18 protein-coding genes, 1 tRNA gene and 1 pseudogene are annotated in these 15754 nt (G+C 30.4%); 16 read left to right on the top strand and 4 right to left on the bottom strand.

Going from position 1 to position 15754, the window contains the following annotated elements; genetic code table 11:
- The first annotated feature begins 2 nt into the window (after positions 1-2).
- From ACQ629_RS06160 to murI, 7 genes are all read left to right on the top strand, one after another.
- The gene (locus ACQ629_RS06160; RefSeq protein ID WP_483707065.1) at positions 3-899 is read left to right on the top strand and encodes an NAD kinase; all 897 of its coding nucleotides are present in this window, start codon (positions 3-5) and stop codon (positions 897-899) included.
- A gap of 106 nt (positions 900-1005) precedes the next feature.
- Positions 1006-1686, top strand: coding sequence for a type IX secretion system protein PorG (gene porG / locus ACQ629_RS06165; protein ID WP_483707066.1), 681 nt, complete (start codon positions 1006-1008; stop codon positions 1684-1686).
- Between the two features lie 2 nt (positions 1687-1688).
- Entirely contained in the window at positions 1689-2441 is a 753-nt protein-coding gene (locus ACQ629_RS06170; RefSeq protein WP_483707067.1) for an isoprenyl transferase, read from the top strand.
- The gene (gene bamA, locus ACQ629_RS06175) at positions 2434-4986 is read left to right on the top strand and encodes an outer membrane protein assembly factor BamA (RefSeq protein ID WP_483707068.1); all 2553 of its coding nucleotides are present in this window, start codon (positions 2434-2436) and stop codon (positions 4984-4986) included. Before ACQ629_RS06170 ends, bamA begins: the two co-directional genes overlap by 8 nt.
- Before the next feature lie 60 nt (positions 4987-5046).
- Positions 5047-5841: an OmpH/Skp family outer membrane protein gene (locus ACQ629_RS06180; RefSeq protein WP_483707069.1), complete on the top strand. Its 795-nt coding sequence runs from the start codon at positions 5047-5049 to the stop codon at positions 5839-5841.
- A gap of 38 nt (positions 5842-5879) precedes the next feature.
- On the top strand, positions 5880-6389 hold the full coding sequence (locus ACQ629_RS06185; RefSeq protein ID WP_483707070.1) for an OmpH/Skp family outer membrane protein: 510 nt from the start codon (positions 5880-5882) through the stop codon (positions 6387-6389).
- Between the two features lie 66 nt (positions 6390-6455).
- Positions 6456-7250: a glutamate racemase gene (gene murI, locus ACQ629_RS06190; RefSeq protein WP_483707071.1), complete on the top strand. Its 795-nt coding sequence runs from the start codon at positions 6456-6458 to the stop codon at positions 7248-7250.
- On the opposite strand, the gene ACQ629_RS06195 is transcribed toward murI, so the two are convergent.
- On the bottom strand, positions 7247-8212 hold the full coding sequence (locus tag ACQ629_RS06195) for a PorP/SprF family type IX secretion system membrane protein (protein ID WP_483707072.1): 966 nt from the start codon (positions 8210-8212) through the stop codon (positions 7247-7249). The genes murI and ACQ629_RS06195 overlap by 4 nt on opposite strands.
- 409 nt (positions 8213-8621) lie before the next feature.
- On the opposite strand from ACQ629_RS06195, the gene ACQ629_RS06200 reads away from it, so the two are divergent.
- Positions 8622-8891, top strand: a complete 270-nt coding sequence (locus tag ACQ629_RS06200; RefSeq protein ID WP_483707073.1) for a DUF3781 domain-containing protein — start codon at positions 8622-8624, stop codon at positions 8889-8891.
- A 65-nt stretch (positions 8892-8956) separates the two neighbouring features.
- Here the strand turns inward: ACQ629_RS06200 and ACQ629_RS06205 are convergent, their stop codons facing one another.
- The 3 genes from ACQ629_RS06205 to ACQ629_RS06215 form a co-directional block, all read right to left on the bottom strand.
- Positions 8957-10927, bottom strand: coding sequence for a protein-disulfide reductase DsbD family protein (locus ACQ629_RS06205; protein ID WP_483707074.1), 1971 nt, complete (start codon positions 10925-10927; stop codon positions 8957-8959).
- Between the two features lie 22 nt (positions 10928-10949).
- Positions 10950-11396 (bottom strand): protein-disulfide reductase DsbD domain-containing protein, encoded by a 447-nt coding sequence (locus tag ACQ629_RS06210; protein ID WP_483707075.1) that lies wholly within the window; start codon positions 11394-11396, stop codon positions 10950-10952.
- Between the two features lie 140 nt (positions 11397-11536).
- Positions 11537-11609 (bottom strand) — tRNA-Met (locus ACQ629_RS06215).
- A 169-nt stretch (positions 11610-11778) separates the two neighbouring features.
- Here ACQ629_RS06215 and ACQ629_RS06220 point away from each other — a divergent pair.
- The 8 genes and pseudogenes from ACQ629_RS06220 to ACQ629_RS06255 all read left to right on the top strand — a co-directional run bounded on the left by ACQ629_RS06220 (position 11779) and on the right by ACQ629_RS06255 (position 15741).
- Complete coding sequence (locus tag ACQ629_RS06220) at positions 11779-11943, top strand: Lacal_2735 family protein (protein ID WP_275315752.1); 165 nt, start codon at positions 11779-11781, stop codon at positions 11941-11943.
- Between the two features lie 9 nt (positions 11944-11952).
- Positions 11953-12354, top strand: a complete 402-nt coding sequence (locus tag ACQ629_RS06225) for a DUF2452 domain-containing protein (RefSeq protein WP_483707076.1) — start codon at positions 11953-11955, stop codon at positions 12352-12354.
- A 7-nt stretch (positions 12355-12361) separates the two neighbouring features.
- Complete coding sequence (locus ACQ629_RS06230; protein WP_275315753.1) at positions 12362-12652, top strand: TIGR03643 family protein; 291 nt, start codon at positions 12362-12364, stop codon at positions 12650-12652.
- Positions 12653-12656: 4 nt separating this feature from the next.
- A complete protein-coding gene (locus tag ACQ629_RS06235) occupies positions 12657-14117 on the top strand; it encodes a cryptochrome/deoxyribodipyrimidine photo-lyase family protein (protein ID WP_483707077.1) in 1461 nt (486 codons plus the stop codon).
- A 16-nt stretch (positions 14118-14133) separates the two neighbouring features.
- Positions 14134-14262, top strand: a complete 129-nt coding sequence (locus ACQ629_RS06240; RefSeq protein ID WP_483707078.1) for a DUF2256 domain-containing protein — start codon at positions 14134-14136, stop codon at positions 14260-14262.
- Positions 14259-14426: a cryptochrome/photolyase family protein gene (locus ACQ629_RS06245; protein ID WP_483707079.1), complete on the top strand. Its 168-nt coding sequence runs from the start codon at positions 14259-14261 to the stop codon at positions 14424-14426. Before ACQ629_RS06240 ends, ACQ629_RS06245 begins: the two co-directional genes overlap by 4 nt.
- A gap of 37 nt (positions 14427-14463) precedes the next feature.
- Positions 14464-14859, top strand: a pseudogene (locus ACQ629_RS06250) (cryptochrome/photolyase family protein); the annotation flags it as partial.
- A 129-nt stretch (positions 14860-14988) separates the two neighbouring features.
- Positions 14989-15741 carry an FAD-binding domain-containing protein gene (locus ACQ629_RS06255; RefSeq protein ID WP_483707080.1) on the top strand — a complete coding sequence of 251 codons (753 nt, stop codon included), beginning with the start codon at positions 14989-14991 and terminating at the stop codon, positions 15739-15741.
- Positions 15742-15754 lie beyond the last annotated feature (13 nt).

Consider the following 15754-nt stretch of genomic DNA (forward strand, 5'->3'; position numbering starts at 1 on the left):
AAGTGAAAAAAGTAGCTATTTACGGTCAAGCTTACACAATTACTGCTGAAAAGGAAATTAAAATATTAGTATCAGCTTTAGAGAAGAATAAAATTGTTGTTTTTTTTGAAAAAGAGTTTTACAGCCTATTAGTTAAAAACGATTCTTTAACTAAGAAGTATCCTACATATGCTCATTTTAATGATTTATCGAACTCTTTCGACATAATGTTTACCATAGGTGGAGACGGAACTTTTTTAAGAGCAGTTACTTACATCCGTCATTTAGACATTCCTGTTTTAGGCATAAATACTGGGCGGTTAGGTTTTTTAGCAACCGTTCAGAAAAATCAAATTGACGAAGCTATTGATCTTTTATTAAAGAAAAGTTATACAACACAAGCTAGGTCTTTACTACAAATAGAAACATCTCCACAAGCAGAAGAATTTAAAGAATTAGATTTTGCTTTAAACGAAATAACCATAGCTCGTAGAAACACCACATCAATGATTGGTGTAAAAACCTATTTAAATAAAGAGTATTTAACAAATTACTGGGCAGACGGTTTAATTATATCTACTCCAACAGGTTCTACTGGCTATTCTTTAAGCTGTAACGGTCCTGTTATTTTGCCAGACTCTAAAAGCTTTGTAATTACCCCTATTGCACCCCATAATTTAAATGCGAGACCAATGGTGATACCTGACGATACACTAATTGATTTAGAAGTTAGTGCTCGTGAAAAAGATTACCTAATCTCATTAGACTCTCGAATCACTACAGTTTCTGAAGGCACAAAAATTAAAATACAAAAAGCATCTTTCTCTATAAAAAGCATTTTACTTAACAACCAATCGCATTTAAAAACGCTACGAGGTAAACTTTTATGGGGAGAAGACACCCGAAACGAATCTTTATAATTGTGCTTTATTACAATAAATCACTTAAAAAAAAGTTAATCAAAAAGACAGATTATTAACTTTTTAAAGCAAATTCATTTCCCTATATTTGCACGCTATTTTTATTATGAGGAAAACTTTTCTATTCATATTATTTGCTTTTGCAGCAATCACAATACAATCACAAACTCACGAAGTAGGTATATTCGTAGGGGGAACAAATTATGTTGGAGATATAGGACGAAGCAATTATATATACCCTAATGAACTTGGTGGTGGTTTGATTTACAAATACAATTTAAACCCAAGAATCGCATTAAGAGGAACCTATACATACATACCTATTAGTGCCGATGATAAAGATTCTGAGAATTTATTTCGCCAAAACAGAGGCAATTTATTCTCAAACAACATACATGAGTTTGCTGCTGGTATAGAGTTTAATTTTTTCGATTATAATATTAGTAATTATAAAACAACCTTTACTCCTTATATACTCGCTGAAATTGCTGCATTTAACTACACAAGTCCGGTAGAAAGAACTTCCCCAACTACTATTCGTTTAAAAAATAAATTTTCCTATTCTTTACCTTTAGGAATAGGTATTAAAGGACGCTTAGATGACCACTTAGCTATTGCCTTAGAAACAGGCATTAGATTTACTTTAGTAGATGATATAGATTTTACTACAGATAAAATTAACAACTTTAATTTTGGAGGCACAGGTAACGACTGGTACATGTTTACTGGTATTTCTATTGTTTATAGTTTTGGAAGACCGCCTTGCTACAAAGGCTTAGCAGAATAAATATGAAAGACAAATTACACAGTATTAACTTACAAAAAGTACCAAATCATATTGCTATTATTATGGATGGTAACGGTCGTTGGGCAAAAGGTAAAGGAATGCAACGTGTTTTTGGCCACCGAAATGCACTTACAGCAATAAGAGAAACAGCTGATGCCGCATCTGAAATAGGAGTGAAATATGTTACTCTTTATGCTTTTTCTACAGAGAACTGGAACAGACCTAAGCTAGAAGTAGATGCGCTAATGAGCTTACTTGTTAGTACGTTAAAAAAAGAGCTACCAGAGTTTCAACGCAAAAATGTAAAAATAAATGCTATTGGTAATATAGATAGCCTGCCTAAAAGTGCACAAAAAGTACTTGCAAAGGTTATTAGTGAAACTGAAAACAATACTAAAATCACCTTAACCTTTGCTTTAAGTTATGGTTCTAGAGAAGAAATTGTTAACACAATCAAAAACATATCTAAAAAAGTTGTTAATAACGAGCTAGATATTGAAAAAATAGATGAAAAAATTATAAATAACCATTTATATACATTTAATTTGCCCGACGTTGATTTAATGATACGTACTAGTGGTGAACAACGAATCAGTAATTTTTTACTTTGGCAAATAGCATATGCCGAATTACATTTTACCGAAATCTTATGGCCAGATTATAGAAGAGGAGATCTTTTTGACGCTGTAATAGATTATCAAAACAGAGAAAGAAGGTTTGGAAAAACAAGTGAACAGATTGAGACCAATGAATAAATATTCTTATTTAGTAGTATTTTTAATCGCCTTTTTATCGGCGAATACACAAGCACAAAACACAAGCACTAAAGACAGCACCACTACTGGTAATGCTATTTCTTATAAAAAAGGAGAGCAATACATACTTGGTGGAATTACTGTTACTGGTTTACAAAAGTTTAGTGAGCAAACCATAAGAGTTTACACTGGTTTAGTTGATGGTCAAGAAATAAAACTACCAGGAGATAAACTTACCAGCGCTATTAAAAAACTTTATGAAAGCAAGCAGTTTAGTGAAGTTGACGTTTACCTTTCTAAAAAAGATGGTGAAACTGTTTATCTTTTATTTGATGTTACTGAGCTGCCTCAATTAACAAATATTTCAATTGCTGGCGTTAGCAAATCTAAAGCAAAGGAACTTAAAAAAGATACCGAACTTAAAAAAGGAACTATGGTTACCGATAATTTAATCGTGACCACTAGAAATTATATAAAAAAGAAATATACCGATAAAGGATTTTTAAAGACCAAAGTATCTTTAAATACAAAAAAAGACACATCTGACATAAACACTGTTAGTATGGATATTTTTATTGATAAAGGAAATCGTATAAAAATTAAAGAAATTAATTTTATCGGTAACAAGGCAATGTCAAACAACACCTTACGCGCGATAATGAAAAATACAAAGCGTAAAATTTTTGGCCGTTTCTGGAAATCATCAAAATATATATTAGATGATTACAAAGAAGATTTAGAAAGTATTCTTGAAAAATATAGTGAAAAAGGATATCGTGATGCACGTATTTTATCAGATAAACTTACTTGGAATGATGACAACACAATTAACCTTTACATTACTTTAGAAGAAGGACGTCAGTATCGTTTTAATGAAATTAAATTTATTGGAAATAAGCAATACTCAGATAAATTTTTACAAAACCTACTACGTATTGATAAAGGTGATGTATATAATGGTAAAGTTTTAAAAGAGCGAATTTCTGGTGACGGTACTCCAAACTCACAAGACATTCAGACTCTTTATCATAATAATGGTTATTTATTTTCACAAATAAACGCTATAGAAACTAAAGTAGATAATGATTCTATTACAGTAGAAGTTCGTATTCGTGAAGATGAACAAGCTACTATTAAAAAAGTTACCGTTACAGGTAATGAAAAAACAAATGACCATGTTATTTACAGGGAATTACGTGTAAAACCAGGAGATTTATTTAGTCGCCAAAACATCATTAGATCTATTCGTGAAATTGGTCAGTTAGGTTTTTTCGATGCCAATGTAACCCCTGATGTAAAACCAAACTACCAAGATAAAACCGCTGACATTGATTTTTCTGTAGTAGAAAAAGGAGGAAGTCAGATTGAGCTACAAGGTGGTTATGGAGGTGGATCATTTATAGGAACTTTAGGATTGTCTTTTAATAATTTTTCTTTTAGAAATATCTTTAACAAAGAAGCTTACAAGCCTTTACCAATGGGTGATGGTCAGAAATTATCATTGCGTTTACAAGCAAGTAGAACCTATAACACCTATAGTTTTTCATTTACAGAACCATGGTTAGGTGGTAAAAAACCACAATCATTATCTTTTTCTGTTTATTTATCAAATCAATATCGATATGATTTTACAACAAACAGCGTAGATAAAAACCAAAGTTTAAGTATTATTGGAGCTTCTATCGGTTTAGGTAGACGTTTAAGCTGGCCTGATGATTATTTTTCTTTATCACAAAACATAAGTTTCCAAAGAATCGATTTACAAAACTATGGTTACAGAGTAGGTTCATCTAATGATGTTATTAGTGACGGAAATTTAAACAATTTAGCATATAGTATTGCTTTTAGTCGTAATTCTACAGGGCCTAGTTTAATATTCCCTAGTTATGGATCTGAATTTACTATTAAAGCAAAAGCAACCTTTCCATACTCGTTAGTTAATGGAAAAGATTATACAGAAGATGAAAATCCTACAAATGATGAAAGACAAGCTTATTTATCTGATAAATACAGATGGCTTGAGTACTATAAACTTTCTGCAAAAGGAAAATGGTATACATCACTATCTTCAAATAACAAATTAGTGTTAATGTCTAATTTCGAGATGGGTTACTTAGGTAGCTATAACAGTGAATTAGGTTTAACGCCTGTAGAGAGATACTTTGTTGGTGGTGATGGTATTGCCCAAGGACAACTAGATGGTAGAGAAACGGTAGGTCTTAGAGGATATGAAAATAACAGAATATCATCGACTGACGGTGGAGCTATATATAACAAATTTCAGATGGAATTACGTTATTCTATAACGGATAAACCTTCTGCATCAATATATACTTTAGGGTTTTTAGAAGCTGGTAATTCTTACAACAATTTTAGTGAATTTAATCCGTTTCAACTAAAGCGTTCAGCAGGATTGGGTATACGTATATTTATGCCAGCATTTGGTTTATTAGGTATTGATTTCGCACATGGATTTGACCCTTTACCTGGCTTAACTGAAAAATCTGGATGGCAAACACATTTTATTATCGGGAGACAGTTCTAAAAACTTACATTTCTAATAAACGTTTTTTGGCACGGTTTTTTCTAAATACATTATAATAACATGAAAAAAAGTATTTTATCAATCGTTCTTTTACTTATTACAACTATTGCTGTTGGGCAAAAAAGTCAGCGTATTGCCTATATCGACATGGAATATATTCTTCAAAATATACCCGAATATTTGGAGGCACAAAATTCTTTAGATGCGAAAGTTGAAAAATGGAAAAAAAAATTAGATAAAGAAGCGAGAGCTATAGAAGTTTTAAAAACAGATTTAACAAACGAAAAAGCTATCTTAACAAAAGATTTGATTGAAGAACGTGAAGAAGACATTACTATTAAACAAGAATCTTTACGCAGGTTAGAATCGTTATACTTTGGCCCAAAGGGAGATATGTATAATTTAAGAAAGCAATTAATAAAACCTATTCAAGATCAAGTTTACAATGCCGTTCAATCAATTGCCTCTAGAAAAAAATATGATTTTGTTTTTGATAAATCTAGTGAGCTTGTTATGTTATATTCAAACAAAAAACACGATATTAGCGAACTTATTGTTAAAATAATAAACATTGATCAGAAAAAACAAGCGAAGAGAGATAAAATAGCTGAGAAAAAAGAACTACTTAAAAACGAAAGTTTGAGTGATTCTCAAAAAGATAAAATCGCTAAAAAAGAAGCGCTTAGAAAGAAAAGGCAAAATGATAAGCTTGCTAAGCTAAAGAAAATTCAAAAGAACAGACAGTCTAAATTAGACGAAAGAGCCAAAGCAAGAAAGTTATTAAAGCAAAAGAGAGAAGCTTTAAGAAAGGCTCAAGATGAAGCAAGAAAAGAGGCTGAATCCAAAAATAAATAAACCAAGAATAAAGAACATAAATTAAATTAAAAACAAAGATGAAACATTTTAAGACGTTAGTATTAGTTGCAATTTTCACAATTGGATTAAGTAGTGTGGCAAATGCACAAAAAACTGCACATATAAACACTGATAAGTTATTATCTGAAATGCCTGCGACTAAATCTATGAAGGCTGAGTTAGAAAAATTAAACAAAACTTACCGTGATGATATTGAGGCTATGTATAAAACTGTACAAGCTAAAATGAAGAAGTACGAAGCAGAAGGTAAAAGCCAAACACAAGAAGTAAATCAAAAGAGAGGTTTAGAAATTCAACAAGACTCACAAAGAATCAAACAAGCTGAACAAGCTGCTGGTCAGGAAATGCAAAAAAAATACCAAGAAAAAACACTTCCTATCTTAAAGAAAGCTGAGCAAGCAATTAAAGATGTTGCTGCTGCTAAAGGAATAATTTATGTATTTGATTCTGCACCAGGTAAAGGATTAATCGTTTATGATAAAGGTGAAGATATTTACGGTGCTGTTAAAGCTAAATTAGGTTTCTAATTAAAACTTAAAATATATTACAAAAAATCCTGCTGAATTCAGCAGGATTTTTATTTTTGTTATATTATGAAAAAAGATAATCAACAACCTATTGGTATTTTTGATTCTGGAATAGGTGGTACTTCTATCTGGAAAGAAATTCACGAACTATTACCAAATGAGAGTACCATATACTTGTCTGACAGTAAAAATGCTCCTTATGGTCAAAAATCAAAGAAAGAAATTTTAGACTTATCTATTAAGAATACAGAATTTTTAATAGATAACGGTTGTAAACTTATAGTTGTAGCATGTAATACCGCTACAACAAACGCCATAGACTATTTAAGGGATAATTATAGCATACCTATTATAGGTATAGAGCCAGCTATTAAGTCTGCCTCTATTCAAACTAAAACTGGAATTATCGGTATTTTGGCTACTAAAGGAACTCTTAATAGCCGTTTATTTGAAGAAACATCAGCAACTATTAATCAAAATATTACCATTATAGAACAAGTTGGCACTGGCTTAGTTGAACTTATTGAAAAAGGTGATATACACTCAACAGCGATGACAGGTTTATTACATAAACATTTAAAACCAATGCTTATCTCTAAATGTGATTGTATTGTTTTAGGCTGTACACATTACCCGTATTTAATACCTCAAATAAGACAAATAATAGGGGATAATATAAAAATTATAGATTCAGGTGAAGCTGTTGCAAAACAAACAAAGAACATCTTAATCAGAGAAGGTCTTATGTCTAATTCAAATGCTAATATTAAAAACGTTTTTTATATAAATAAAGATAAAACCGTTTTAGATTTTATTTTAGAGGATTATAAAAAAGCGACTGTGGCCAATTTAGATTTTTAAAAACTTCCATTTATATTAGGACAAGCTGATCCTCTACGCTTTCTACATAGCACATTTATTCCAAAAGATAATTGATGAAATCCACCGTTAGAAAAAACCACGTCTCCACTTTGCTGTGTGTATGTATATGAAAACATTAAGTTATTATAATTTACCCCAACTATTGGAGTAATATAATGAGCATCACCAAACAAACTACTATCTATACTTCTGCGATAAGACAATGCCGCCCACAACTGAGCTGTTTCTAATTTCTTATAAACTTTAAAATTTACGTCAGCAATCTTTTCACCTGTTTGTTCTTTATACTGTAACATCACAGATGGCTCGAATTGTAATTTATTTTCATCTCCGAAAAAATAACCCAACCCTACAATATAATTTCTTAAGTTAAGAGATTCAAAATCTGGATTTAAATCGTTTTTTGCTGATAGCATAATATTTTTTACAGTAAAATACGATGAAAAACCTTTATGGTGATAAGAAAGTCCAAAATCTGCGTTGAAATAAAAATCACTCTGCACTATTTGGCTAACAGTAGGGTCATTAACAAACCTTGTTTGATCTACCTCATTTTGAACTACAGACATTGATAAACCAAATGATAGCTGTTTAAATAAATTATCATTTCCTAAGTTTAAATGATACGCATAAGTAGCTTGTAAACCTTTTTGAGAGTGATACCCATTTTTATCATTAAAAAGAATAAACCCGTAAGCTGCATTTGAGTTTTCATTGAATTTAGCATGAAAACTTGCTGTTTGTAAGGAAGGAGCTTCTTTAACTCCAATCCATTGCTGGCGTGCTGTTAAGCGCAATTTACCGCAATCTCCAATACCTGCTGCGGTTGGATGCAATAAGTAAACATTATCAGATAAATAATCTGCATATATAGGTAATGTTTCCTGTCCGTATGTTTTAGATAAATAAATTAAAAAAAACAGGACTATAATCTTTTTCATAACATTTTAATTACTAATAGCCTTCAAATATAAAACAAGTGAGATAATAAATACCCTCAATAAAATAATTAGGTGTATTTTTTAATTATTATCGACTATAAAAACCCTGGTTAAAACCATATACATCTGTTAACTATAACTTTACGTAACTACTGATTTTTCTATAAATTTTAACGATTAATTTATAATAATTAACGAAACTAATTTTACTTTTGTATTAGAAAAAGAAATTGAAAAGTGCCAGTTTCGTTTTATTAATTTTAAGAAATTTGAAGGGTTTTTTCTAATAAATTAAACAAACTGGTGCCTCAATTTATATACTAGGCATAAAAAAACATTCTACAAAAAAGCCTAATTAATACGCTTGTATTATTTACATAATTTTGATTGTTATACTCCCTAAGCTAAAATGGTTATAAATAAACAAGATATTTTAGAAAAACATTGCTACACCGAACTAGTTTATCAACGAATTAATAAAAAACTAGCAGTTTCATTTTCAAAAAAGGAAATACAAAATTTGATTTATGAATTAATAAAAGAAACTGATTTAAAGTCTTTTGAAAAAATTGGCAAGAATTTTTACATTTCGAATAATACTAATAATATAAAAATAACAGTAAATGCTAATACTTATAGAATCATAACCGTTGATAAAATTTATAACAATAAACTCTAATCATATAATTTCAAATAAAAACCACTTTAGAATTCTCTAAAGTGGTTTTTATTTGAAATCTATTCTTAAAAATTAGCGATACCCTTTTCTAACCAATTATAATATTCATCAACATTTGGCGTGTAAGACACAGGTGGTATTAAATTAGTTTCATCGTGCGCCATTAAAACATAAAATGGTTGCGAATTTGCTTTGTATTTTAATGTTTGTAATTCACTCCATTTTTGACCGATATATTTTAATTTTTTACCAGGATTTAATTTAGAATCAACAATATCATCTTCTTTTAAAGCTCTTTTATCATCAACATATAAAGATATTAAAACAACTTTATTTTTCAAAACATTAAGTACTTTAGGCTTTACCCAAACGTTCTGTTCCATCTTACGGCAATTAACACAAGCATGACCAGTAAAATCTATCATTACAGGTTTACCTATTTTTTTAGCATAAGCCAATCCTTTATCATAATCATGAAAAGAAATAATATCGTGAGGAGGCATTAAATGTGCTCCTTCTGGTAAATTACTATGAGTATCAGATTCATTATTAGAAACAGTAATTGCACTTTGTTTTGTATACCCTACTCCGTATGGCGATTCGCTATAATGTTGTGGTGGCGGAAAAGCACTAATTAAGTTTAAAGGTGCCCCCCATAAACCAGGCAACATATAAATAGTAAACGCTCCTACAACCAAACCTAAAGATAATCTTCCTACAGAAATATGTTTTTGTGGACTATCGTGTGGCAATTGTATTTTACCAAGTAAATACAGGGTTAAAGCTCCGAATATAGCAATCCATATAGCAATAAACACTTCTCTTTCTAGCAAGTGTAATTGCATTACTAAATCGGCATTCGATAAAAATTTAAACGCTAAAGCTAATTCTAAGAATCCTAATACCACTTTCACAGTATTTAACCATCCACCTGATTTTGGCAATGAATTTAACCAACCAGGAAAAGCAGCAAATAATGCAAATGGTAATGCAATTGCTAATGAGAAACCTAGCATGCCTATAATTGGTGCTAATCCTCCTTTTGATGCTGCCTCAACCAATAATGTACCAACAATTGGCCCTGTACAAGAAAAAGAAACAATTGCTAAAGCTAACGCCATAAAAAATATACCTATTAAACCTCCTCTATCCGCTTGAGAATCTACTTTTGTAGCCCAAGAACTAGGCAAAGTAATTTCAAAAGCACCTAAGAATGATACTGCGAAAATTACTAAAATCAAGAAAAAAGAAATATTAAACCATACATTAGTTGACAGAGCATTTAAAGCATCGGCTCCGAAAACTCCGGTTACAACAGTGCCCAGCAAAACATAAATTGCGATAATTGATATTCCGTAAATAATTGCATTTTTTATTCCTTTAGCTTTGCTTTTACTTTGTTTGGTAAAAAAGCTTACCGTCATAGGAATCATCGGAAAAACACAAGGTGTTAACAATGCTGCAAAACCAGATAAAAAAGCAATAAAGAAAATACTTAGCAGTCCTTTTTTACTTTCTTCAGAATCATCATCAGATTTAGTTTTGTTAGCAATCACGTTACTCTTAGAAACGCTCTTTGTCAAATCAAAAACTAAATCAATTTCTTTTGGAGGCAAACACTTTTCGTCTGTACAGGCAATAAATTCAACAAATGCAATTACCTCTTTAACTTTTAAGTCTACTAATTCTACTTCTTGTTCAAAAACAGCTTTGTAAGCGAATGACTTAATATTCATTCCTTCTTCACTAAAAAGCTTTGTGAATTTAACTTTTCCTTTAGGCTCTTTTGTGTTTCCTACTAATTTTAAACTACCACCGTTATCATCATAAGTAAAAGTGGTTGGTATGGGCCCTCCTTTTGGTACTTCTTGAGAATAAAGACTCCAGTTTTCCTTTATAGTCGCTTCTGTTATTAATTTAAATTTTGAATCTGATATTTTTTCTACTTTAGTTGTCCACTTTATAGGATTAAATATCTGACCCGTAACTGTTATGTTTATTAATAAACTAAACAGTAGTATAATTATTCTTTTCATCTAAACGTTATTGATGTTTTATTTAATTAATTGCAAAATACAAATCTTCTTCTTTAGGCGGTAAGCAATTTTCATCAGAACAAACCATGTACTCTACTGTACCTTTGATTATAAACTTCTCTTCACTTTTTAATCTTATGCGTTGTTTAAAGGTTGCCTTTTTGCTAAAGTATTTTATACGCATATCAAACATTTCATCATCTACAACATGCCCTTCCCCTTCTTTTGTATTTCCTTTTTTTAAATACCTCTTATCACCTAAAAATGAGAACAATGTAGGTATAGGACCTCCTTTTGGTATTTCCTGTGAGTATATATGCCATTCATCATCTAGGGTTGCTGTGGCTATTAACTCTATTTCTTGACTTGATATTTTTTTTACTGATGTTGTCCACTTTACAGGGTTATGAATTTGCCCATAAGAAACAAAACTGATTACAAATAGTAAGATTGATACTAATTTCTTCATTATTATACAATTAAAACGATTGTTCTATTTTTTGTAAAAATAACATCTTTCTTTATTAAATTAGGTTGTATTTAAAAAGTTTAACTTTTAAATATGCAAACAAAAAAAAAGAGTAACCATAAATGATTACTCTTTTGTAGTAGCGGGAACTGGACTCGAACCAGTGACCTTCGGGTTATGAGCCCGACGAGCTACCTACTGCTCTATCCCGCGATTTCGGATGCAAATGTACTACTTTTAATTACATTAAAACAAAAAAACATTAATTTTTTTGTCAAAAAAAACATGCATTATTTATTCTGTTTAACAAATATATGTATTTATTAAACGTTTTGTATCTTTACATAAAAATCACCTCTTATTCTTACAAAAAACTATGTGTATGTTTGGATTGTTTAAAAAAAAATCATCAAAAGAAAAATTACAAGATCAATATAAACAACTTTTAAAAGAAGCCTACGGTTTATCTACGGTTAACAGAAAAATGAGTGATCAAAAGACTATGGAAGCTGAAGAAATAATGAAACAAATAGAAAAACTGAATTAACCTTTTTTTATGACGCAAGATAAAAAACCTGACAATGTAGTTTTTAATACAGAAACTCAAAAATACGACGCAGCTCTTAAACCATATGCAACATCAGTTGGAGCACCGGTAATTACAACTACAGATACAATTGCTTGGAAAAACAGAAGCATTAATAAAATAAATCATAAAGTAGCAGCCAAATATATGGAGCTTAAAGATGAATATAAAGAAATGATGCAACAGTTTGAGTATAATAACTTAATATTTGCTGCAAAATTTTCTTTTGAACCTATTATCGGTCAAATCTATCATTTGTACAAAAGAAATGAAAATGAAAATTTTTTATCAATCATATCTCCTAATGAATGTAACTTTAATCCTTTAGGGAGTTTTTATTTGACTGTAGATCAAATTTGGGAAAAAATTTAATTTTAGTATGGCATTACACAATCATAAATTTACGGAAAGAGAATTAAATAGAATTATAGAAATGGCTTGGGAAGACAGAACTCCTTTTGAGGCTATTTTATTTCAGTTTGAATTACCCGAAAAAGAAGTTATTAAATTAATGAGAGGTAATTTAAAAGAATCTAGCTTTAAGCGATGGCGAAAACGTGTAAATAGTGGCGTAAGTCAAAAACATTTAAAAAAACGTAATTCGGACATAACTAGGTTTAAATGCTCTCGTCAGAAAGCTATTTCTGGGAATAAAATAAGCAAGAGATAAAAATTTGAATAAACAGACTATAAATATTGTTTGGCTAAAGCGTGATATACGTTCTTTAGATCACGAGCCTTTATTTAATGCTGAAAAATCAGATATTCCATATATAATTATCTACTTATTTGAGCCTGAAATTATTGAGTATCCAGATACTAGCATACGACATCTTAGCTTTATATACCACTCTATAAAAGTACTTAACACCACTTTAAAAAAACACAATAAAAGTGTGCATTTATTTTATGAAAATAGCTTAACTATTTTCACTTACTTAAACACTAATTTTAATATAAATAAATTATTTAGCTATCAAGAAAGTGGTACTCAAATAACCTGGGAACGAGATAAAAAAATAGCTATTTTTTGCGAAAAAAATTCAATTTTTTGGAAACAATATCAGCGTGATGGTATTTTAAGAGGTATTAATAATAGGAAAAATTGGAATAATGAATGGCATAAAACAATGCATCAACCCATTATTAACAATGAGTATTCTAATAAAACAAGCATTAACATAACGCATCCTTTTAAAATACCTAAGGATTTAAAAGCAAAATTAGAAAATTACCCTTCACACCACCAACCTGCTGGGGAACAAAATGCATGGCATTACTTAAAATCATTTACATTAAAAAGAGGTTTTAACTACCATAAACACATATCAAAACCCACTGAAAGCAGAATGGCGTGTAGCCGACTCTCTCCTTATTTAGCCTGGGGAAACATCAGTATTAAACAAGTTTTTAAATTTGTAGGTACACATCCTAACGGAACTACCAATGATAGAGCTTTTAGTGGAATGTTAACGCGTTTACATTGGCATTGTCATTTTATTCAAAAATTTGAGGTTGAATCTAGTTATGAGACTCTTTGTATAAATAAAGGTTATGAATTATTAGAACATAAAAAAAACATCGCCTTCATTAAAGCATGGAAAACAGGAACTACTGGTTATCCTTTAATTGATGCTTGCATGAGAGCTTTAGAGGAAACTGGATGGATTAATTTTAGAATGCGAGCAATGCTTGTGTCGTTTTTAACTCTAAATCTCGATCAAGATTGGAGAGAGGGAACTTATCATTTAGCTAGGTATTTTTTAGACTATGAACCAGGTATTCATTATCCTCAATTTCAAATGCAAGCAGGCACAACAGGTATCAACACAGTTAGATTATACAACCCTGTAAAGAACTCTTATGAACATGATCCGCAAGGTGTATTTATAAAAAAATGGATTCCAGAACTATCAAATGTTCCTACAGCCAATATTCACGAACCATGGAAAATGACGTATATAGAGCAGGTTTTTTGTGAAACTTTTATTGGTGAAGACTATCCGTTGCCAATTGTAAACCTACAAGAAAGCGCCCGTACTGCTAGAGATAAAATATGGGCACACAAAAAACATCCTACTGTACAAAAAGAAAAAAACAGAATTCTTAACACCCACGTTAACAAAAAAAAGTAAAATTTTAATTTCTAAAATGAAAAAACAACACCTTCCTAAAAAAACATGCCTCGTTTGTAAGCTACCTTTTTCTTGGCGTAAGAAATGGGAAAAAAACTGGGAAGATGTAAAATACTGCAGTCAACGCTGCCGAAAAAACAAATGAAACAAGCAAACCTTATATTTCCTCATCAATTATTTGAAAAATCACCACTTTTCAATACAGAAGCTTCTACCTATTTAATTGAAGAGTTTTTATTTTTCAAACAATATAATTTTCATAAACAAAAAATAGCTTTTCATAGAGCAACAATGAAAAAAATACGCTAATTTTCTTAAAGAAGATAAAAGCATAGAGGTTAACTATATTGAAGCTGTAAATAAAAATTCAGACATAAGAACTTTAATTCCTTTTTTAAAAGAACAAGGAATAGCACACGTAAACTATATAGATACTACTGACGATTGGCTTCAAAAAAGAATAGAGAAAAGTTGTTTAGAAAATGATATCTCAATCAAAAAATATAATTCTCCTCTTTTCCTAAACACTAAAAAAGAGATTTCTTCCCTTATTACTAAGGATAATAAAAAATATCATCAAACACCTTTTTATATAGCTCAACGAAAAGCACGTAAAATTCTTATAGATTCAGATAACAAACCCATCGGAGGAAAATGGACATTTGATACTGAAAATAGAAAAAAATATCCTGCTAAAAAAACACCTCCAATAATACATTTTCCAGATGTAGACTCTTATTATATAGAGGCTAAAAAATATGTAGCTAAACATTTTTCAAACAACCTAGGTAGTCTTACCGAATATTCTTTATATCCTACAAATTACAAAACTACAAAGCAATGGTTGCTCCAATTTTTCGAACATCGTTTTATGGATTTTGGCACTTATGAAGATGCTATTGTAGCAGAAAACTCAATACTAAACCACAGTGTATTAACTCCTATGTTAAACGTAGGTTTAATAACACCCAAACAAATTATTGATGCTTGCTTACTATACGCTATAGAAAATAAAATACCTATTAACTCAACAGAAGGTTTTGTTCGACAAATTATTGGTTGGCGAGAATTTATAAGGGGTGTTTATGAAGCCAGAGGAAGCGACGAAAGAACTACTAATTTTTGGAAATTTAAAAAGAAAATACCCGCTTCTTTTTACAATGGTACTACAGGTATTTTACCAATTGATAAAACTATAAAAAAATTATTACAAACAGGATATTGTCATCACATTGAAAGGTTGATGATTTTAGGGAATTTTATGATGTTGTGTGAATTTGATCCAAACGAAGTTTACAAATGGTTTATGGAGCTGTTTATTGATGCTTATGATTGGGTAATGGTTACAAATGTTTATGGTATGAGCCAATATGCAGATGGAGGTTTAATGGCTACAAAGCCATATATAAGCGGCAGTAATTATATACTAAAAATGAGTAATTATAAAAAAGGTGAGTGGCAAAAAACTTGGGATGGGCTTTTTTGGCGATTTATGCATACACATCGTGATTTCTTTTTATCAAATCCTCGATTAGGAATGCTAGTTCATATGTTTGATAAAATGCCTGAGGAAAAACGACAAAACCATCTTACTGAAGCAAACAACTACCTATTAAGAGCATAAAAAAACACCTTAC

The organism is Tenacibaculum sp. SM2510, assembly GCF_057002845.1.